General features: G+C 61.3%; 17 protein-coding genes, 2 tRNA genes, 2 rRNA genes and 1 pseudogene (1 of these 22 cut by a window edge). 3 read left to right on the top strand and 19 right to left on the bottom strand.

Annotated features, from left to right (window positions below):
- Window positions 1-70 precede the first annotated feature (70 nt).
- Window positions 71-583, top strand: a complete 513-nt coding sequence (locus tag DIZ22_RS06540) for a glycine zipper 2TM domain-containing protein (protein ID WP_164488868.1) — start codon at window positions 71-73, stop codon at window positions 581-583.
- A gap of 252 nt (window positions 584-835) precedes the next feature.
- Here DIZ22_RS06540 and DIZ22_RS06535 read toward each other — a convergent pair whose 3' ends face one another.
- Genes DIZ22_RS06535 through DIZ22_RS06490 form a run of 10 tightly spaced genes read right to left on the bottom strand, consistent with a single transcriptional unit; the run spans window position 836 to window position 10,795 of the window.
- Window positions 836-2,140 carry an MFS transporter gene (locus tag DIZ22_RS06535; protein ID WP_080993537.1) on the bottom strand — a complete coding sequence of 435 codons (1,305 nt, stop codon included), beginning with the start codon at window positions 2,138-2,140 and terminating at the stop codon, window positions 836-838.
- Window positions 2,137-2,796: a TIGR02281 family clan AA aspartic protease gene (locus DIZ22_RS06530; protein WP_122928049.1), complete on the bottom strand. Its 660-nt coding sequence runs from the start codon at window positions 2,794-2,796 to the stop codon at window positions 2,137-2,139. Before DIZ22_RS06530 ends, DIZ22_RS06535 begins: the two co-directional genes overlap by 4 nt.
- On the bottom strand, window positions 2,796-3,584 hold the full coding sequence (locus DIZ22_RS06525) for an MBL fold metallo-hydrolase (protein ID WP_048937075.1): 789 nt from the start codon (window positions 3,582-3,584) through the stop codon (window positions 2,796-2,798). The genes DIZ22_RS06530 and DIZ22_RS06525 overlap by 1 nt, the downstream gene beginning before the upstream one ends.
- A complete protein-coding gene (locus DIZ22_RS06520) occupies window positions 3,581-4,369 on the bottom strand; it encodes a TatD family hydrolase (protein ID WP_048937074.1) in 789 nt (262 codons plus the stop codon). Before DIZ22_RS06520 ends, DIZ22_RS06525 begins: the two co-directional genes overlap by 4 nt.
- A 4-nt stretch (window positions 4,370-4,373) precedes the next feature.
- Window positions 4,374-5,942, bottom strand: a complete 1,569-nt coding sequence (metG, locus tag DIZ22_RS06515) for a methionine--tRNA ligase (protein ID WP_048937073.1) — start codon at window positions 5,940-5,942, stop codon at window positions 4,374-4,376.
- Window positions 5,943-5,985: 43 nt separating this feature from the next.
- On the bottom strand, window positions 5,986-6,957 hold the full coding sequence (locus DIZ22_RS06510; protein ID WP_048937072.1) for an AAA family ATPase: 972 nt from the start codon (window positions 6,955-6,957) through the stop codon (window positions 5,986-5,988).
- Window positions 6,954-7,580: a dTMP kinase gene (tmk, locus tag DIZ22_RS06505; protein WP_048937071.1), complete on the bottom strand. Its 627-nt coding sequence runs from the start codon at window positions 7,578-7,580 to the stop codon at window positions 6,954-6,956. The genes DIZ22_RS06510 and tmk overlap by 4 nt, the downstream gene beginning before the upstream one ends.
- Window positions 7,577-8,740 carry a D-alanyl-D-alanine carboxypeptidase family protein gene (locus DIZ22_RS06500; RefSeq protein WP_048937070.1) on the bottom strand — a complete coding sequence of 388 codons (1,164 nt, stop codon included), beginning with the start codon at window positions 8,738-8,740 and terminating at the stop codon, window positions 7,577-7,579. Before DIZ22_RS06500 ends, tmk begins: the two co-directional genes overlap by 4 nt.
- Window positions 8,741-8,787: 47 nt before the next feature.
- Window positions 8,788-9,759, bottom strand: a complete 972-nt coding sequence (locus DIZ22_RS06495; RefSeq protein WP_048937069.1) for a septal ring lytic transglycosylase RlpA family protein — start codon at window positions 9,757-9,759, stop codon at window positions 8,788-8,790.
- Complete coding sequence (locus DIZ22_RS06490; protein ID WP_048937068.1) at window positions 9,743-10,795, bottom strand: lytic murein transglycosylase; 1,053 nt, start codon at window positions 10,793-10,795, stop codon at window positions 9,743-9,745. The genes DIZ22_RS06495 and DIZ22_RS06490 overlap by 17 nt, the downstream gene beginning before the upstream one ends.
- Before the next feature lie 299 nt (window positions 10,796-11,094).
- Here DIZ22_RS06490 and DIZ22_RS06485 point away from each other — a divergent pair.
- Together DIZ22_RS06485 and DIZ22_RS21710 are read left to right on the top strand one after the other, a co-directional pair.
- Window positions 11,095-11,184 (top strand) — tRNA-Ser (locus DIZ22_RS06485).
- 17 nt (window positions 11,185-11,201) lie between these two features.
- A complete protein-coding gene (locus DIZ22_RS21710) occupies window positions 11,202-11,864 on the top strand; it encodes a DUF6602 domain-containing protein (protein ID WP_137405184.1) in 663 nt (220 codons plus the stop codon).
- A 3-nt stretch (window positions 11,865-11,867) separates the two neighbouring features.
- Here DIZ22_RS21710 and DIZ22_RS06480 read toward each other — a convergent pair whose 3' ends face one another.
- The 9 genes and pseudogenes from DIZ22_RS06480 to DIZ22_RS06435 form a co-directional block, all read right to left on the bottom strand.
- Window positions 11,868-12,101 (bottom strand): hypothetical protein, encoded by a 234-nt coding sequence (locus DIZ22_RS06480; protein ID WP_048937067.1) that lies wholly within the window; start codon window positions 12,099-12,101, stop codon window positions 11,868-11,870.
- Between the two features lie 4 nt (window positions 12,102-12,105).
- Window positions 12,106-12,435 (bottom strand): hypothetical protein, encoded by a 330-nt coding sequence (locus DIZ22_RS06475; RefSeq protein ID WP_048937066.1) that lies wholly within the window; start codon window positions 12,433-12,435, stop codon window positions 12,106-12,108.
- Window positions 12,425-12,841, bottom strand: coding sequence for a hypothetical protein (locus DIZ22_RS06470; RefSeq protein WP_048937065.1), 417 nt, complete (start codon window positions 12,839-12,841; stop codon window positions 12,425-12,427). The genes DIZ22_RS06475 and DIZ22_RS06470 overlap by 11 nt, the downstream gene beginning before the upstream one ends.
- A 10-nt stretch (window positions 12,842-12,851) precedes the next feature.
- Entirely contained in the window at window positions 12,852-13,151 is a 300-nt protein-coding gene (locus tag DIZ22_RS06465; RefSeq protein ID WP_137405185.1) for a hypothetical protein, read from the bottom strand.
- Window positions 13,152-13,234: 83 nt separating this feature from the next.
- Window positions 13,235-14,375: pseudogene (locus DIZ22_RS06460) on the bottom strand (IS3 family transposase).
- Window positions 14,376-14,498: 123 nt separating this feature from the next.
- Window positions 14,499-15,649, bottom strand: a protein-coding gene (locus DIZ22_RS06455) for an IS3 family transposase (RefSeq protein ID WP_107917615.1) whose coding sequence is annotated in 2 segments (ribosomal slippage) — window positions 14,499-15,397 and window positions 15,397-15,649 — 1,152 coding nt in all. Because the reading frame shifts where the segments join, the coding sequence is not laid out codon by codon here.
- 175 nt (window positions 15,650-15,824) lie between these two features.
- Window positions 15,825-15,901, bottom strand: a tRNA-Met gene (locus DIZ22_RS06445).
- Between the two features lie 110 nt (window positions 15,902-16,011).
- A 5S ribosomal RNA gene (gene rrf, locus DIZ22_RS06440) occupies window positions 16,012-16,126 on the bottom strand.
- Window positions 16,127-16,302: 176 nt separating this feature from the next.
- Window positions 16,303-19,087: ribosomal RNA gene (locus DIZ22_RS06435) — 23S ribosomal RNA — on the bottom strand (it continues 7 nt past the right edge of the window).

The raw sequence follows: 19,087 nt of genomic DNA, 5'->3' as shown, positions 1-19,087 counted from the left end.
TGCGCTGACAGGCCGTTGCGCATTGCGCCTATGCGATGCGGACCGGATGTTCCGGCGGAAGGAGAAGGGCATGAGGAAATTTGCGATGGTGCTGGCCTTGGCTGTGATGGCCGCCCCGATGGCGGTAACCGCCCAGCCCCCCGGCCACGGACAGAACAAGCCTTCGCACAATAATGGCAATGGTCCGGGTAATCGGCCGTCGGGCCATGATGGCGGACCTGGCCATGGGGCATCGCACGGCAAGCCGTCGCACAATAATGGGCGTCCGCCGTCAGCGGGCAGACCGTCGCATTCCGCCTCCCACGGCGGAAAATTTTATCCCGACCAGCATTATCGCCCCGGTTCGTCGCGCGATCGCTATCGCATCGATCGGAACACGCGGGTCTATCGCGGTGGTAATGGGCGCTATTATTGCCGCCGTAATGATGGCTCGACCGGCCTGATCGTGGGCGCCGCCGTCGGCGGCCTCCTGGGCAATGCGCTGGGTGACGGCGATTCCGGCGTGCTGAGCACGATCCTGGGCGCAGGCGTCGGCGGCGCGCTGGGCCGCGAGATCGACCGCGGCAACGTCTATTGCGAATGATCGATCACCAGAATGCGGAGTGCCGCCGATCGCGTGATCGGCGGCACTTTTCGCGGGCGGGGCCGGTGACGGGAGGCCATTTATTGAACGCCTGTGATGTCGGCGCGGCGCGGCGCGGCGCTCCGCTGATGGGGCTCAAGCGGCTTGAGACGCTTCGATTAGTGATCCCTCACTTCGCAGATTTAAGTTCGATAATATATATTATGTTAAATCACGGGTTGGACGGATGGGAGGTCTTCCTCCTCATCCATCTCAATCCTCCAGGATGCGGCTATGGGCTTTGGTGTCGCGCATGCGGACATAGACCGTCAGCGAGATCGCGATCATGATGCTCACATAAATATAGAAAGCGGATTCCCTCCCGGACTGTTTGAACCAGAGCGCGACGAACTCGGCCGTGCCGCCGAACAAGGTGTTGGCCAGCGCATAAGGCAGCGCTACGCCGAGCGCACGAATATGTGCCGGAAACAGTTCGGCCTTCACCACCGCGTTGATCGACGTATAGCCGGTGACGATCACCAGGCCCGCCATCACCAGCAGTCCGGCGACCAGCGGATCGCGCGTTACCGCCAGCGTGGCGAAGATCGGATAGGTGCAGAGCACGCCCATGATACCGAAGCCGATCATCAGCGGCTTGCGCCCGATCCGGTCAGACAAGGCACCAGCCAACGGTTGCAACAGCATGAAAATAAACAATGTTATCCCATTGATTTCCGACGCTGTTTCACGACCAAAACCGGCCGTGTTGACGAGGAATTTCTGCATGTAGATGGAATAGGCATAGAAGGCGATCGTGCCGCCGGCGGTCAGCAGCATCACCGTCAGCGTTTCGCGCGGATGATTGGTGATGAGTTCGATGAAACCGGACTTGGGTGCGCCTTCGGCTTGCGCCACTTGATAGCTTTGCGTTTCGGCGAGGCCGCGCCGCAGCCAGAAGACGATCACCGCCAGCGCCCCGCCAATGGCGAAGGGAATGCGCCAGCCCCAGGCGTCAAGCTCTGCCTCGGTCAGGATCGACTGGAGCAGCAGCAGCACGCAGATCGCCACCAACTGCCCGGCAATCAGCGTCACATATTGGAAGCTGGAATAGAATCCGCGCCGGTCCTTGCCGGCCATTTCGGTGAGATAGGTCGCGCTGGCACCATATTCACCACCAATCGACAGGCCCTGCATCAGCCGGGCAAGAACGAGCAACAGCGGCGCGCCGACGCCGATCACCTCATAGCCCGGCGTCACCGCGATCAGCAGCGATCCGGCACACATCAGCGAGACCGACAGGGTCAGGCCACTCTTGCGGCCATGCCGATCGGCATAGACGCCCATCAGCCAGGCGCCGATCGGTCGCATCAGGAAGCCCACGGCAAAAATGCCGGCCGCGCTCAGCAACTGGGCGGTGCGATCCTCGCTCGGGAAGAAATGCGGGGCGAAGTAGAGGGTGAAAGCGGCATAGGCATACCAGTCATACCATTCGACCAGATTGCCGGTGGAACCGCCGATGATCGCCTTGAGCCGGGCGCGTTTGTCGGGTGCCGCCCCCTGCCCCTCATGTGACATCATGGCGTCAGCACCATTTCACCATTTTCAACGCTCCAGCTCTTGAGACGGGACAGCATGTTCATGCCGATGACATTGACGTCGCCCAGCGCCGGCGAGACGACGACCTCGACATCATTGGCGCGCAGCGGCCCGACCGTCAGCGTCGAGATGCTGGCGCAGCGCGCGTCGATCTTGCCATTGGCGGTGTTGAGCGGGATCGGGGGCGCATTCATGTCGATATTGAGGCCAGTGGCGCGGGCGGTATTTTCCGAAAGGGCGGTGATGGTCGCGCCACTGTCGATCAGGAAGCGCGCGGACATGCCGTTGACCATGCCCTCCACCCAATAATGGCCGTCCGGCGCGACCGGAATGCGCACCACCTGACCATCGGACTGGATCGGCGGTGGGGCCGGCGGCGGCGCGGGCTGTGATATGGACCCGGCACTGTTCTGCGGCTGGAGCAAGGCCCCCTCCTCCGCCGCGAACCGTGCCGGCATCAGCCCCGCCTTCTGGGCGAAGGTGAAGAGGCCGAGCAGGGCGCCGAAGATCAGCACCCAGAGCAGCGCCATCCGCACGAAGCTGCCCAGCGCGATGCGACGGCCAATGAGCGCAGAGCCAACCAGGACCAGGGCGAGCAGATACCAGATGCTGGACATCGCCTGATCCGTGCCGTCCATCAGTGGGGTGCTCCGTCGTTGAGGTCGATGACCAGCCCGTCATAGCCCGGCTCCACCCCTTTGGGGAGCGTGGCGCACAGGGTGGCATAATCCATGCTCTGGTCCATATGGGTGAGGATCGCGCGCCAGGGCCGGGTTGCCATGATCCCTGCCAATGTCATCTCCAGATGGGCATGGGTGGGATGCGGCCGGGCGCGCAGCGCATCGACCACCCAGATGTCGAGATCGTCGAAGAGCGCCAGCATATCTGGCGTTATTTCATGAAAATCCGTGGCATATCCGACATGACTATCATCATGACTGAAGCGAAATCCAGTCGAATAAATGTCGCCATGGGGCATGTCGGTGCAGGCAATGTCGATATCGCCGATCCGCAGCCCATCGGGCAGATCATGCGGGACGATGATCGGCGGATAGCCCCCCCTCCCCGCAAAGGCATAGGCAAAGCGGGCCTGGAGCAGGCGCATCGTCTGGGCACGGGCATAGCCGGGGATCGGGCTGCCGCGATGATGGAACAACTGGCGAACATCGTCGATGCCATGGCTGTGATCGGCATGGTCATGGGTCCACAGGATCGCATCGATGTCGATCACGTCGGCCGCCAGCAACTGCGCCCGCATGTCGGGCGAGGTATCGACCAATATCCGTGTCGTCGCGCTCTCCACCAGGATCGAGACGCGGGTGCGGCGGTTCCTGGGTTCCTTGGGGTCGCAGGCGCCCCAATCATTGCCGATCCGGGGAACGCCGGAGGAGGTGCCGCTGCCAAGGATGGTCAGCTTGAGGCTCATGCCTGCGGCCGGCCCTCAATCTTGGCGAATAGACGCAGGAAATTGGCCGATGTGGCCGCCGCCAGATCCTCGATGCTCTCACCGCGCAGATCGGCAAGGAAGCGGGCCGTGTCGGCAACGAAGGCCGGTTCGCACGGCTTGCCGCGATGGGGCACCGGGGCGAGGAAGGGCGAGTCCGTTTCCACCAGCAGCCGGTCGAGCGGCAGGCGCGCCGCCGTTTCCTGCAGATCCTTCGCGCTCTTGAAGGTCACGATGCCCGAAATGCTGATGCAGAAGCCAAGGTCCATCGCCGCGTCGGCGAAGGCACCGCTGGCGGTGAAACAGTGGATGACGCCGCTATAGGCCCCCTTCCCCATTTCGTCCCGCATGATCGCCAGCGTATCCTCTTCCGCTTCGCGGGTATGGACGATCAGCGGCAGGCCGGTCTCGCGGCAGGCGGCGATATGGCTGCGGAAGCTCTTCTGCTGCCGCTCGCGATCGCTATGGTCGTAATAATAATCGAGGCCCGTTTCGCCGATGCCAACGACGCGCGGATGGGCCGCGCGCTCGACCAGCTTGGCGGTGTCGACATGGGGATGCTCGTCCGCCTCATGCGGATGAATGCCCACGGTCGCCCACACATCCGCCTCGCGCACCGCCGTGCCCAGCACATCGTCCCACTCGCTCTCGCGGGTGGCGATGTTGAGCATCAGGTCGACGCCGCGTGCGCGGGCGCGTTCCAGCACATTCTGCTGATCCTCGATCAACCCCTTGTAATTGAGGTGACAATGGCTGTCGATCAACATGGGTTCAGGCGTCCGCTTCGGTCAGTTCTAGGCGCGGGAAGAGCGGCTTGGGCGCGGCCAGCACGAAATCGCTTTCGGCCAGGTCGCTATACCAATGATCGCCGATCGCGCCATAGCTGCGCTTGTCCGCCGGCACGCCCATATGGTCGAGCAAGGCCGTGGCGCTCGCCGGGATCACCGGCTGGATCGCGACCGCCAATTGGGCGATGGCGATATAGAGCGTCGCCAGCACTGTCTCCATCCGCTCGGGATCGGTCTTGCGCAGCGACCAGGGTGCCTGCACGTCGATATATTGGTTACAGGCAAAGGCGGCGCGCAACCAGGCATCAATCGCCACCGACGGCGCCAGATCGGCCATGGCGGCGGGCAAATCACCGCGCACGACCTTGTCGATCAGCGCGAACAGCTCCGTATCGGCGGCGTCATGGCCATTGAATGCCGGCAGGCGGCCTTCAAGATTTTTGGCGATGAAGCTCAGCGTGCGCTGGGCGAGATTGCCGAACGCATTGCCAAGGTCGCTGTTGGAACGCTGGACGATCGCTTCCGCGCTATAGCTGCCATCATTGCCAAAGGTCACTTCGGACAGCAGGAAATAGCGCAGCTGGTCGACGCCGAAGCGTTCGGCCAACTCCATGGGGTCGGCGACATTGCCGACCGACTTGGACATCTTCTCGCCCCGGTTCAGCAGGAAGCCATGGCCGAACACCTGCTTAGGCAGCGGCAGCTTCGCGCTCATCAGGAAAGCCGGCCAGTACACCGTATGAAAACGCACGATATCCTTGCCGATGATATGGGTGATATCGCCACCCTTCGCCCAATAGCGCGCCATCCGCTCGGCATCGTCAGGATAGCCGCAGCCGGTGATATAGTTGGTCAGCGCATCGACCCAGACATACATGACATGGCCGTCGGCGCCGGGCACCTGGACACCCCAGTCGAAGCTGGTGCGCGAGATGCTGAGATCGGACAGGCCGCCCTCGACGAAGCGCAGGATTTCGTTGCGCCGGCTTTCCGGGCGGATGAAATCGGGCTGGCTGTTATAGAGGTCGAGCAGCTTGTCCTGATATTTGGACAGGCGGAAGAACCAGCTTTCCTCGACGGTCCATTCGACCGGCGTTCCCTGCGGCGACAGCTTGACGCCGCCTTCGCCCTCGGTGATTTCCTTCTCATCATAGAAAGCTTCGTCGCGGACCGAATACCAGCCCTCGTAACGGCCCAGATACAGGTCGCCATTGGCCTCCATCGCCTGCCAGATCGCCTGGCTGGCGCGGTGATGATCCGGTTCGCTGGTGCGGATGAAACGATCATAGCTGATATTCAGACTATCGTTCATCTGCTTGAAATAGGATGACATCTCATCGGCCAGTTCGCGTGGCTCGATCCCACGGTTGCGCGCCGTCTGGGCCATTTTCAGCCCATGTTCGTCGGTTCCGGTCTGGAAGAAGACATCGCGGCCCATCATCCGCTGGAACCGGGCGATCGCGTCGGTGGCGATCACCTCATAGGCATGGCCGATATGCGGACGGCCGTTGGGATAGGAGATGGCGGTGGTGATGGTGTAAGGCTGCGACATGCAGCCTCCCTAGCGGCTGTTCGCGTCGCCGCAAAGCCGCTTTTCAGGTCGCCGCCTCAGCCAGTGCCGCGACATGGCCGCCCAGCTCGAAAACGACCGAGGCCGGGTCAAGCGACAGGATCACCGCGCCACCCGCCAGATGGCGGGCCGCTTCCCAATGATCGAGCGCGCTGCCGAGTGCCGGGCCATGGCGAGTCCGGGCGGCCTGGGCGATGAAGGCGGGCGCGCGCTCCAGAAAGGCTTCGTAACGCGGCTTGGCCGCCTTGCCCGCCAACGCCTTGGCCAGGCGCAAGCGCTCCCGATTGCCGGGATCACCGTCGGCAGCGATCGCGAGCAGCGATTTTTCGAGGCCCGCAAGATCGAGGCCCGCATAGCGCAGCGCGCGACCGGGCGAGCCCTCCCCCGCGCGCAGCAGCGCGTCAAGTTCCGGCCCGGACAGGCTTTCATCCTCGCGCCGGAGCACCGTCGCCATGGCACCGTCCGGCAGCGGATCAAAGCGCATCGTGCGGCAGCGCGAGCGGATGGTGGGCAGCAGCCGGCCGGGCGCATGGCTGACCAGCAGGAAGATCATGTCCGCCGGCGGCTCTTCCAACGTCTTGAGCAGGGCGTTGGCGGCGCCGCGCTCCAGATCATCGGCGCTGTCGATCACGACGATGCGACGGGAGGAGAGCGAGGGCGCCGACTGGATCAGCCGCTGCAGGCCGCGCACCTGATCGACGCTGATGTTGCGCGCGGTAACCCCATCTTTCTCCAGCGGCGCCAGTTCGGCATAGTCGGGATGCGCGCTCGCCTCGATCAGGCGGCGGATTGGGTGGCTTTCGGGAACAGCGAGCCCCTCACCCTCTATCTTCGGGCCGGCCGCATCCGCCAGCAGGCGCATCGCCATGGCGCGGGCGAAGCTGGCCTTGCCGATGCCCCGCGGGCCGCTCAAGATCCAGCCATGATGCATGCGCCCGCTGCTTGCCGCCGCAAGTAGGGTCTGCGCCTCGGCGTCATGCCCGACCAGTGACGTCATGACAGCAGGTCGTCCAGTGCCGCGAGCAGTCGGGCAGTGACCCCCTCCGCCGCGCCGGAAGCGTCGATCGCGCGGACCCGTGCCGGCTCATCGGCGGCAAAGCGGACGAACGCATCGGCCACGGCACGGTGGAAGCTGCGGTCGCGACCGCCGATCCGGTCCGACACGTCGCCGTCACGGGCATGGGCGCGCGCTTCCGCTTCCGTTTCGGGGAGGGTCAGAAACAGGGTGCGGTCGGGCAGGAAGCCGGCGCTGCCGATCTGGTGCAGCGCCAATATGTCGGCATCGCTAAGTTCGCCCTGTCCCTGATAGGCACGGCTGCTGTCGAGGAACCGATCGGACAGCACCCAGGCGCCACGGGTCAGCGCCGGGCGGATCGTCTTCTCGATATGGTCGGCGCGCGCGGCGGCGAACAGCAGAGCTTCGGCGCGGGCATTCCAGCGGTCCGCACCGCCAGTCAGCAGCATGGCACGGATCGCTTCCGCCCCCTCGCTGCCGCCCGGCTCGCGGGTCTCGACAACCTCCAGCCCGCGCGCGCGCAGAGCCGCCGCCAGCGCACGAATCTGGGTCGACTTGCCGGCGCCCTCGCCGCCTTCGAGCGTGATGAAACGGCCTGTGATCACCCGAAGAAGGACTTCAGACCATTCCACAAACGACCGAAAATGCCCGCTTCCGCGACATCTTCACCAGCGACCAGCGGCAGCACCTGGGGCGGCGTATCCGGGGTCTGGACAATGAGCTGGGCGATCTGCTGGCCCTTGGCAATCGGCGCCTTGATCGGGCCAGTATAGACGACCTTCACCTTCACATTGGCCGACGCGGTGCGCGGCATGGTGACGGCCATATTCTGCGGCGCGACCAGCGACACAGTCGATGCGCTGCCCAACTGAACCGCGGCGGTCTCGACCGTCTGCCCCTTCTTGAACAGCGGCTGCGCCTTCCAGGCGCGGAAGCCCCAGTCCATGAAGCGGACGGATTCGGCGATACGGCCGTTGAAGCTGGTCAGGCCCGCAACCACCATCACCAGGCGGCGGCCATCCTGTTCGGCCGAACCGGTGAAGCCGAAGCCGGCTTCCTCGGTGTGGCCGGTCTTGAGGCCATCGGCGCCCGCGATCTTGCCCAGGATCGGATTGCGATTGGCCTGCGCAATGTCGGAGCCGCCCATGGTCTTGCCCCAGGTGAAGGAGCGGGTGGCGTAGAATTTCTTGTAGAGATCCGGCGTCTCTACGATCGTGGCTTCGGCAAGCTTGGCCAGATCTTCGGCGGTGACATAGGTCACGCCCTCGTCAGGCCAGCCGTTGCTGGTGCCGAAATGGCTGTTCTTGAGGCCCATGCGCTTGGCCTCCTCGTTCATCAGTGCGACGAACGCCTGCTCGGTGCCGGCAATGCCCTCAGCCAGCACGACGCAGGCGTCATTGCCCGACAGGGTGACGATGCCGTGCAGCAGATTTTCAACCGACACCTGCTCGCCCACCGACAGGAACATGGTCGATCCGGCCTTGGGGCCGTGCCATTGCTGCCAGGTTTCCGGACGGACCGTGAATTTGGTGTCGAGCTTGAGTTCACCCTTCTGGATCAGGCGGAAGGCGACATGCGCCGTCATCATCTTGGCCATCGAGGCCGGCGGCATCCGGGTTTCGCCGCCCTTGTCATAGAGGACGGCGCCCGAGGAAAGATCCTTGAGATAGGCGATCGGCGCCTCGCTCGTATAGGGCGGGGCCGCGGCAACCAGCGGCTGGGCCAGCAGACCGACGAAGAGAGTGGCGGCAACGGTTTTCTTCATGAACTCAAGCCTTCGACTGGATAGATTCGCTGGACGCATCGCTATGATTAGCGCGCGTCATTAGCCATGACACGGACATTCGCAAAGCCCTTCGCTGCCGCCGCCTTCACGCCGGCCTGCGCCGCCTCCTGCGAGGGATAAGGACCATAGCGCACCCGCCAGACCGGACCGGCCGCCACGGCGTGCGCGCCGATCTGCCTGGCCAGCGCCTCGGCCCGGCTTTGGGAAGAAAGCGCTGCAACCTGAACGACATAGCCGCCGGACACCGGTTTTGTCGGCGCTGTGGTCTTCGGGGCCGACCTGGGAGTGGGCGACGCGGGCGCATCGAAGGATACGCCGGGACGGCTGGAGTTGCCCGCGGCAGGGATGGCCTGAACGACGGGACGCGCGGTCTGAACCTGCACCGGCTGGCTTGCCGGCACTTGCGCCAGGCGCCCGCGTAGCACCTTCAGCAGGGGTTGCGGCGTCTCGATCCGCTCGGGCGCGCGTTGATGGGCGCGCAGCAGCGCCTTTTCCTGCTCGGGCGGATTGACCCGGCGGACGCGAACGGCCGCGGCGCCATCACCGGTAATGCCCAGTTGCTCGGCCGCGCCGCGCGACAGGTCGATGAGCTTGTCGTCGCTGAACGGGCCGCGATCGTTGAGCCGGACCAGGATGGTGCGACCGCTATCCAATGCCGTCACCTCGACATAGCTTGGCAGGGGCAAGGTCTTGTGCGCGCCGCTGATCGCCGACGGCACGAAATCCTCGCCATTGGCCGTCGGCTTGCCAATCGCCTCCTCGCCATACCAGCTGGCATAGCCGACCTCGTCATAATTGACCGGATCGGCCGGGACATAGGTCTTGCCGCCCACGCTATAGGGTTCGCCGATCTTGACCGGTTCGTCCGCAACCGCTGGCGCCGTTACAGGTGTCGCGGGGCGCGGGGCCGGCGGCGCAACGGCCTGCTCGCCGCCGCAGGAGGCCAGCAGAGACGCCGCGCCGCCCAGCGTGAGCCAGTTCCTATTGCTTGACCGCATCGGCCAGCAACCCCACGGAAAGAGCGTAGAAATTGGAGCAATTATAGTCGAGGATCGCGCGATAATTGCTGGTCAGCAGATAGGCGGTCTTGCCCGGCCCATCCGGCTCCAGGAGGGTCGCCATGACAGTGTCCGCTGGCCAGATGCCGCTGGCCGGGAACAGGCCCAGCTTGCGCCACTCGGCCATGCTCAGCCAGCGGCTGTGGCGGTTGAAGACCCGCGGGCAGCGCGGCGCCGTCGTGCGCGCCGCCACCGAGGCGCGGTTGAAGCTGGTCGGCACGCTGACCGCTACGCCCCAGGGCTGGCCCCGCCGCCATCCGGCCGCAACGAAATAATTGGCGATCGAGGCCAGCGCATCCGCCTGGCTGGTCCAGATGTCCGCCCGGCCATCGCCGTCGCCATCCTTGGCGAGCTTGAGATAGACCGAGGGCAGGAATTGCGGATAGCCGGTCGCCCCGGCCCAGCTGCCGACCAGCCGGCTGCGCGGCACGCCATCGTTCAGCATCTTGAGCGTCGCCAGCAATTCCGGCTCGAACAAGGTGCGTCGGCGCCCTTCATGCGCGAGCGTGGCCAGCGACCGGATCAGGTCGAAATCGCCGGTATAGGAGCCATAATTGGTTTCGTGGCCGAAAATGGCGACCATGATTTCCTCGGGCACGCCGGTTTCCGCCTCGATCCGGGCCAGCCGTGCGCGATTGGCGGAATAGACCGCGCGTCCGCGACTGATCCGCGCGGCATCGACATGCTTGACCCGATAGGGCTCGAAATTGGGAATGGGCGAATAGGCGCCGCCGCCCGGCTGGCTCTGATCCAGCGCCACGACGCGCGGGTTGATCGTCAGGGTCGGGAAGACAGCGTCCAGCGTCGCGTCGCGAATGCCCATGGCGCGTGCCTTGGGGCGCAGGGATTCCAGATAGGCGCGAAAGTCCCCATCATCCTGCGCGATCGCGACCTGTGGCGCAGCCAATCCTGCCACAACCGTCGAAAAACCCATCATCAGCGCAATGGCCAGCGAATTGAACCGAGAATCTGCCATGACCTTTTGTGGCACAGCCAGGGCGACCGGCGAAACCCCTATCCGATACGAAGTCGCGAATGGACGACCATTCCCTTCAATATTGTCATTTTTGCCCTTGGCTTGTTCGCCCGCTTCGCTAGGAAGCGTCGCAACGGAAGTGTGGCCGAGTGGTTTAAGGCAGCGGTCTTGAAAGCTACTGGAGCTTGCGACCCGTGTGCGGAATTAGGAGTTTGGTTACAAGGGGTTAGCATGGTTCAGGTTTGCCGGGAAATTTCACCCGTAAGCCTGTCGTAAGTTGCCAACCCTAAAAACGGCAAGGAAGAGTGTCCGAGTGGTTTAAGGAACCGGTCTTGAAAACCGGCGACGGGGCAACCCGTCCGTGGGTTCGAATCCCACCTCTTCCGCCAGTTGCAATGGGGGACGAATGCCAAATCAACATGTTCTGCAACGCCTCACAGGTTTGCAATCCATTCTAAATGGCGTGCATCAGAGCAGCGTAGGATTATCGTCAGCGACGATTGGGCAAGAGCGGGCCGCGTTTGTTGATGAGTTTCTAAGCAAGGTGCTTCCCCCCATCTATCGGTTCGGAACAGGTGATGCGACTGATGCTGCTGGAGCCAAAAGCGGACAACTGGATGTAGTCGTTGAATATCCATTTGCGCCTTCCCTGCCGATGGTAGGAGCCGGACAAAGTCGTCTTTACCTTGCAGAATCTGCTGCGGCAGTGATTGAAGTAAAATCGAACCTATCCAACCAATGGAACGACGCCGTTAATACCGCCAAGGCTCTTGCACCTCTCAAGAGATCGTTTGGTGCGACTATGAGTTTTGGTGCTGGGCCGCAGCCTCAAATTCCCATGTTTGCCGTCGGTTATACTGGCTGGAAGACAATGCCACCGCTTCAATCAAATCTGAACAATTGCCCAGATATATTTGGGGCATTGGTGATTGATGCCGGCCTATATGCTTCGAAGAGCGGTCTTGTTGCAACTGGACCCTGGGCACTATGGGGCTTAATTATTGATCTCCATTTTGTGACCAACTCGCTTCAAAGCGCGTCAACTAGCCCTCTTGACTATGCGAAGTAATTTTTAGCGCATTACCTGAACGGCGCTCCATGTCCCGTCATGCTCCCAATTGCGGAGGGCAGCGACGACCGCCACCATGTCCCGCCGGTCCAGCGCTCCGCTCTCAATGCCAGGCAGCACCTCATGCTCGACCCAAGCATCGAACGAGCCAAACATGACCGTGAAGGGCGACGGCTTCGGCTTCTCCGCTTCCTCTATCCGCTTGATGCGGCGTTGAAGGGCGCGGATGCCTGCCATGTGGTTATTTCAATCCGAGGTGGAAACGCAGATCAAACGGCATGTCGGGCGCGCCAGAGCGCACCACCGGCACGGATGCAGGCGGTGGAGTGGGTTCGAGCATGACCACAGGTTCCGGCGCTGGTGCAGCGGGAACAGCCTTGCGCCCCATCGCTGCATAGATGGCAGGCGCGGCTTCAATGAGGGCTTCGCATTCCAAGCGTTGCATCACCGCATCAATCGCCATCTGCTCCCGCATGGTAGCAAAGTGACGCGGTGCCAGCATGGCGCGAATCTCCGCCTGCTGCTCGCGTTCAATACGGCGGCGCTCCGCCAACGGTATGTCAGCTTTCATATGTCACCTTCAGTTGGACCAGAATGTCATAGGCATCGGCGCGCACGCGCCAGTCGTCGCAGTCGCGGAGCACTTCGATCATGCTCTTGATGATGCCCCGCCGCATCTGCCCGCGCTCCTGATCGGTCATGCGCGCGACCGCTTTGCAGAGGGGGTCAAAGCGCCCTGACACGAGCATGTCGTCATAGCTGAACGGCACGACATAGAGCGGATGTGCCATGCGGTCCGCCATGCTGACCGCCCAGTCCACTTCCGCCTGATACTCCTCTATCCCGCGATAGGGCATGTGGTGCAGCACGCGGTTGCCCGCCTCGTCGTATCCAAAGAACGACGCACGCACGAACACATCGTCGTCGCCAATGGCGTGGGCATGGACGTAGTTTCGTTCGGTTCGGATGATCGGCATCAGGGTGCCCCTATGAGTGGATTTTCGAAGCCGCCGCCATCGCCCTGAACCTGTGGCCAATTTCGCCGCTCACATTCACAAAGCATTGGTTGTGCACGCAAGCCTTAATCAGGGCGGGTCCAGATGCGTATTCCGTGAAATCAGCAAAGTTCCCTGCGACCGGGCAGAACGGCAATGCGGCGGTAATTAGGTCCGAAATGCCATCATGCATCGCTTCCTTGCCAATACCGGAACGGGCGACGAGGACGATGTAAAGATTCAAACCGCTCTTGGGAATCACCCAAACCTTACCGCAGATCCCCGCCATCAAGCCCAGCGCCGCCGTGATCGCTACTTCGGGAACCGGGAGCAGCGCGCTCTGATAGACATACTGTGTGAGTAGCCCCTAGTTTTCTAGACGCCTTCTGCTTTCAGAATCTGCTGCCGTTCGAACTGGTTGGGTGACAGCATCCCGTTCCTGATCTGCTTGCGCACCGGGTTGTAGAACATCTCGATGTAATCGAACACATCCTGCCGGGCTTCATCGCGTGTTTTGTAGGTACGGCGCCGAATGCGCTCACGCTTGAGCGAGGAGAAGAAGCTCTCGGCGACGGCGTTGTCATGGCAGTTGCCGCGCCGGCTCATCGAATGCTCAAGATTGTGAGCCCGGATGAAGGCCGCCCAGTCCATGCTGGTGAACTGCGAGCCCTGATCCGAGTGGATCAGCACCCGTTGCTTCGGTTTGCGCCGCCATACCGCCATGTGCAGCGCCTGCAGCACCGCATCGGTGGTCTGCCTGCTCTGCATCGACCAACCCACCACGCGGCGGGAATAGAGATCAATCACGACGGCCAGATAGGCAAAGCCCTCCAGGGTCCGGATGTAGGTGATGTCTGTCACCCAGGCCCTGTCGGGTGCGGCCACGTCGAACTGGCGATCCAGAGTGTTGTCGACCGCCAGGGACGGCTTGCCGCCATAGCTCCCCGGTCGGCGCTTGTAGCCGACCTGCGCCTTGATACCCGCCAGCCTGGTCAGCCGGGCAACGCGGTTCGGGCAGCAGGTCTCGCCCTGATCCAGCAGGTCGTCGTGCAGCTTGCGGTAGCCATAGACCTTGCCGCTGTCGTTCCAGGCTTGCCGGATCAACTCTGTCTGCCGAGCATCTTCCTGGGCCCGCGTGCTCAGTGGGCTCTTCTGCCAAGCATAGAAACCGCTGGGCTGGATGCGCAGACACCGACACATCGATCGAACCCCGAACTGGTCACGATGCTCGGCGACAAATGCGTATCTCACTTTGCATCCCTGGCGAAATACGCGGTGGCTTTTTTTAGGATGTCGCGCTCCTCGGTCACCCGGGCCAGCTCGCGCTTCAGCTGGCGGATCTCGGCATCCTTGCTGGCATCGCCAGACACCACCTCGCCAGTTGTCGCTTCCAAGCATACAGCGAATGCTGACTGACGCCGAGCCGCTCAGATACCTCCGCTACCGGATACCCTCGCTCGGTGATCTGCGCCACCGCATCACGCTTGAACTCATCGCTGAAATTGGGCTTCCCCATCGTCGTCTCCTGTCCTCAAAATTAGGATAGAAGGCGTCCAGAAATCTAGGGGCTACTCACCCGCCAACATCGTCCCTGGCATTGGCTTTTCACCTGGTGACATGCTCCCCTGATTGCCACCAGTCAGAGGTAGAGTCCGGCTCCTTCATGATGGTTGGTTGAGGTGATGGCAACCTGTCCGGGGGCATGCCCCCGGACAGGTTGGCCGGCTTTCTCGGCGGGGGTTCTCCCGCCCAGTTTCGAGTGTGGCCTGACGTAGTTGTAATCGTGCCGCCAGGCATCGAGCACGAAGCGAGCATGCGGCAGCGACGTGAACAGGGTCTCGTTGAGGCATTCGTCGCGCAGACGCCCGTTGAAGCTCTCGACGAAGCCGTTTTGCATCGGCTTGCCGGGTGCGATGTAATGCCACTCGACCCGCCGTTCCTGCGACCAGCGCAGGATGGCCGACGAGGTCAGCTCGGTGCCGTTGTCGCTGACCACCGTATGCGGCTTGCCGCGCATCCCAATCAGCCGCGTCAGCTCCCGCGCGACCCGCACACCCGACAGCGACGTGTCGGCCACCAGCGCCAGGCATTCCCGCGTGTAGTCGTCGACCACGCACAGGATGCGGAACCGCCGGCTGCACGTCAGGGTGTCGGAGACGAAGTCGAGCGACCAACGCTGGTTCGGCCCGTCCGGCAGCACCATCGGCGCCCGCGTGCCCAGGGCGCGCTTGCGGCCACCACGGCGACGGACCCGCAGGTTCTCCTCGCGATAGACCCGCAGCAGCTTCTTGTGGTTGGGCGTCATGCCCTCGCGAGCCAGAAGATACCCGAGACGCCGATAGCCGAAGCGGCGACGCTCGGCCGCCAACTCGCGCAGACGCTGTCGCAGCGGACCATCGTCCGGACGCGACGATCGATACCGGATCACCCGCCGGCTCACGCCGACCAGGTTGCACGCCCGACGCTCGCTCAGCCCGTGATGCTCACGGGCATGGGCGACGGCATCCCGCTTAGCGCCGGGCGTCACCATTTTTTTGATGCCAGATCCTTCAGCACCACGTTGTCGAGCATTGCCTCGGCCAGCAGCTTCTTCAGCCGGCTGTTCTCTTCCTCCAGCGTGCGCAGACGCCGGGCCTCGGACACCTCCAGACCGCCATACTTCGACTTCCATTTGTAGAACGTCGCCGAGCTGATTCCGTGGCGGCGGCAAACATCCGCCGTCGCCATCCCAGCCTCCTGCTCCTTCAAGATCGCGATGATCTGCTCTTCGCTGAACCTGCTGCGCTTCATCTTCGTCCGACTCCTTTACGTCAGACTCTACTCAAAATCGGTCACATTTCAGGGGAACACGTCACTGACAAGATGCTGCAGGCACGCCTGTTCTCCTACGGAGATGCGGCCCGCTACCGACTTGGCGTCACCGCCCCAGGAAGACCCTAGGGCGGTGTTTGTAGTTCTATGGCGTTGGTTGCGGGAGTAGGATTTGAACCTACGACCTTCAGGTTATGAGCCTGACGAGCTACCGGGCTGCTCCATCCCGCGACACTGGGCTTTTGTGTGGCCCTGATACGCAAAAAGGGCGGCTTTGCGGGCCGCCCTGTTTTGTAACATTGTGATGGGTTTTTGATCCGTTGCTATGCGCGTGCTTCAATGCCTGGCGACGCCCTACTCTTCCAGTGCTTGAGCAATAGTACCATCGGCGCAGACTGGTTTCACGGCCGAGTTCGGGATGGGATCGGGTGGGTCACAGACGCTATGGTCACCAAGCAATGAAGCAGGCGCATAACTGCGGGTTTTTAATCGATACCGTGCACTATTCACTTTCACTTGGGAAAGTGAACAACAAGAGCTTGTGTGTTTGTATGTTCGTATATCTGGGCTGGCTTAAAACCACGCCATCAGCGCCTTGGCTGTTTCCAGCATTGTCGTTGATGGTGGGACTCTTAAGCGCGAACAGAGCAATTAGGACTGGTTAGCTCCATGCGTTACCGCACTTCCACATCCAGCCTATCAACGTCGTGGTCTACGACGGCTCGATGAAATCTTATCTTGAGGGAGGCTTCCCGCTTAGATGCTTTCAGCGGTTATCCCGTCCATACATAGCTACCCTGCTGCGCCACTGGCGTGACGACAGGTACACCAGAGGTATGTTCAACCCGGTCCTCTCGTACTAGGGTCAACTCCTCTCAAATTTCGACGCCCACGGCAGATAGGGACCAAACTGTCTCGCGACGTTCTGAACCCAGCTCACGTACCACTTTAATTGGCGAACAGCCAAACCCTTGGGACCTGCTCCAGCCCCAGGATGTGATGAGCCGACATCGAGGTGCCAAACGATTCCGTCGATATGAGCTCTTGGGAATCATCAGCCTGTTATCCCCGGCGTACCTTTTATCCGTTGAGCGATGGCCCTTCCACGAGGGACCACCGGATCACTATGACCGACTTTCGTCTCTGCTCGACTTGTCAGTCTCGCAGTCAGGCGGGCTTATGCCATTGCACTCTAACAGACGGTTTCCAACCGTCCTGAGCCCACCATCGCGCGCCTCCGTTACTCTTTAGGAGGCGACCGCCCCAGTCAAACTACCCGCCACAGAGGGTCCCTGCACCGGATAACGGTGCGAGGTTAGACATCAGAAAACAACAGGGTGGTATTTCACCTATGGCTCCACATCAACTGGCGTCAATGCTTCAAAGCCTCCCACCTATGCTACACAGTTCTTTCCTAATGCCACTCTGAAGCTGCAGTAAAGGTGCACGGGGTCTTTCCGTCTAACCGCGGGTACTCCGCATCTTCACGGAGAATTCAATTTCGCTGAGCATATCCTGGAGACAGTGGGGAAGTCGTTACGCCATTCGTGCAGGTCGGAACTTACCCGACAAGGAATTTCGCTACCTTAGGACCGTTATAGTTACGGCCGCCGTTTACCTGGGCTTCAATTCAGAGCTTGCACTCCTCCTCTTAACCTTCAGGCACCGGGCAGGCGTCAGGCCCTATACGTCGTCTTGAAGCCGACTTAGCAGAGCCCTGTGTTTTTGCTAAACAGTCGCTACCCCCTGGCCTGTGCCCCCCATCAAAAGTTGCCTTAAGATGGGGCCTCCTTCTTCCGAAGGTACGGAGGCAATTTGCCGAGTTCCTTCAGGATACTTCTCTCAAACGCCTTGGTATACTCTACCATTCCACCTGTGTCGGTTTAGGGTACGGTCTATACGGTGGGGCTATTTCCTGGGACCCCTTCACTGCCCGGAGCAATCCAATAAGCCCGAACAATTTACGGCATCCGTCACACACCACCAGGCCCACGAATATTAACGTGGTTCCCATCGACTACCCCCTTCGGGCTCGTCTTAGGGGCCGGCTTACCCTGCTCAGATTAGCTTTAAGCAGGAACCCTTGGAATTTCGGCGAGAGGGCATCTCACCCTCTTAATCGCTACTCATGTCTGCATTCGCACTTCCGATACCTCCACGGTCGGTTACCCTTCCGCTTCAACGGCCTACGGAACGCTCCGCTACCGCTCAGTCAAAGACTGAACCCTAAGCTTCGGTGCATCACTTTAGCCCCGTTACATCTTCGCCGCAGGATCTCTTATTTAGACCAGTGAGCTGTTACGCTTTCTTTAAAGGATGGCTGCTTCTAAGCCAACCTCCTGGTTGTTTTGGAAATCCCACATGCTTTCCCACTTAGTGATGACTTGGGGACCTTAGCTGTAGGTTAGGGCTGTTTCCCTTTTGACGACGGACCTTAGCACCCGCCGTCTGTCTGCCGAACTAGACTCGTTGGTATTCGGAGTTTGGTTAGAATTGGTAGATCTCGCGACCCCCGCATCCATCCAGTGCTCTACCCCCAACGGCAAATATTCGACGCTCTACCTCAATAGATTTCGCGGAGAACCAGCTATTTCCCGGCTTGATTGGCCTTTCACCCCTAAGCACAACTCATCCGACAATTTTTCAACATTGAACGGTTCGGTCCTCCAGTGCGTGTTACCGCACCTTCAACCTGGTCATGCATAGATCGCCGGGTTTCGGGTCTAATGCATCAAACTATGGCGCCCTATTCAGACTCGCTTTCGCTGCGCCTACACCTAACGGCTTAAGCTTGCTTGATACACTAAGTCACAGACCCATTATGCAAGAGGTACGCGGTCAGGTCTCAAGGACCCTCCCACTGCTTGTAGGCATCCGGTTTCAGGTACTGTTTCACTCCCCTCATCGGGGTGCTTTTCACCTTTCCCTCACGGTACTGGTTCACTATCGGTCATGTACGAGTATTTAGGCTTGGAGGGTGGTCCCCCCATGTTCAGACAGAGTTTCACGTGCTCCGCCCTACTCAAGTCCTGATGTTTCATTTTCGCATACGGGGCTGTCACCCGCTATGGCCGAACTTTCCAGATCGTTCTGCTAATTAAACATCAGGCACTGGCCTGGTCCGCGTTCGCTCGCCACTACTAACGGAATCTCGGTTGATGTCTTTTCCTCCGGGTACTGAGATGTTTCAGTTCTCCGGGTTCGCTTCACCAAAGCCTATTTTATTCAGCTTAGTGATACCTCTCCCATTTAACTACGCGACCGGCGAACCGATAACGGAATTAAATGGTGAAGGTGGGTTGTCCCATTCGGAAATCGCGGGATCAAAGCCTGCTCACGGCTCCCCCACGCTTATCGCAGCGTGCCACGTCCTTCATCGCCTGTACATGCCAAGGCATTCACCAGATGCCCTTACCT

Source organism: Sphingobium sp. LF-16, from assembly GCF_003711185.1.
GTDB lineage: Bacteria > Pseudomonadota > Alphaproteobacteria > Sphingomonadales > Sphingomonadaceae > Sphingobium > Sphingobium yanoikuyae_A.
The sequence above is the reverse complement of the archived record's forward strand: the minus strand, read 5'-3'. Positions and strand labels throughout refer to the sequence as shown.

Bases quoted from the DNA above. Each gene is read 5' to 3' on its own strand.
- DIZ22_RS06535 (WP_080993537.1), bottom strand. From the start codon at position 2,140: ATGATGTCACATGAGGGGCAGGGGGCGGCACCCGACAAACGCGCCCGG.
- DIZ22_RS06540 (WP_164488868.1), top strand. From the start codon at position 71: ATGAGGAAATTTGCGATGGTGCTGGCCTTGGCTGTGATGGCCGCCCCG.
- metG (WP_048937073.1), bottom strand. From the start codon at position 5,942: ATGTCGCAGCCTTACACCATCACCACCGCCATCTCCTATCCCAACGGC.
- DIZ22_RS06490 (WP_048937068.1), bottom strand. From the start codon at position 10,795: ATGGCAGATTCTCGGTTCAATTCGCTGGCCATTGCGCTGATGATGGGT.
- DIZ22_RS06470 (WP_048937065.1), bottom strand. From the start codon at position 12,841: ATGCCGATCATCCGAACCGAACGAAACTACGTCCATGCCCACGCCATT.
- DIZ22_RS06480 (WP_048937067.1), bottom strand. From the start codon at position 12,101: ATGGCAGGCATCCGCGCCCTTCAACGCCGCATCAAGCGGATAGAGGAA.
- DIZ22_RS06475 (WP_048937066.1), bottom strand. From the start codon at position 12,435: ATGAAAGCTGACATACCGTTGGCGGAGCGCCGCCGTATTGAACGCGAG.
- DIZ22_RS06525 (WP_048937075.1), bottom strand. From the start codon at position 3,584: ATGAGCCTCAAGCTGACCATCCTTGGCAGCGGCACCTCCTCCGGCGTT.
- DIZ22_RS21710 (WP_137405184.1), top strand. From the start codon at position 11,202: ATGCCAAATCAACATGTTCTGCAACGCCTCACAGGTTTGCAATCCATT.
- DIZ22_RS06500 (WP_048937070.1), bottom strand. From the start codon at position 8,740: ATGAAGAAAACCGTTGCCGCCACTCTCTTCGTCGGTCTGCTGGCCCAG.
- DIZ22_RS06510 (WP_048937072.1), bottom strand. From the start codon at position 6,957: ATGACGTCACTGGTCGGGCATGACGCCGAGGCGCAGACCCTACTTGCG.
- DIZ22_RS06520 (WP_048937074.1), bottom strand. From the start codon at position 4,369: ATGTTGATCGACAGCCATTGTCACCTCAATTACAAGGGGTTGATCGAG.
- DIZ22_RS06530 (WP_122928049.1), bottom strand. From the start codon at position 2,796: ATGGACGGCACGGATCAGGCGATGTCCAGCATCTGGTATCTGCTCGCC.
- DIZ22_RS06495 (WP_048937069.1), bottom strand. From the start codon at position 9,759: ATGCGGTCAAGCAATAGGAACTGGCTCACGCTGGGCGGCGCGGCGTCT.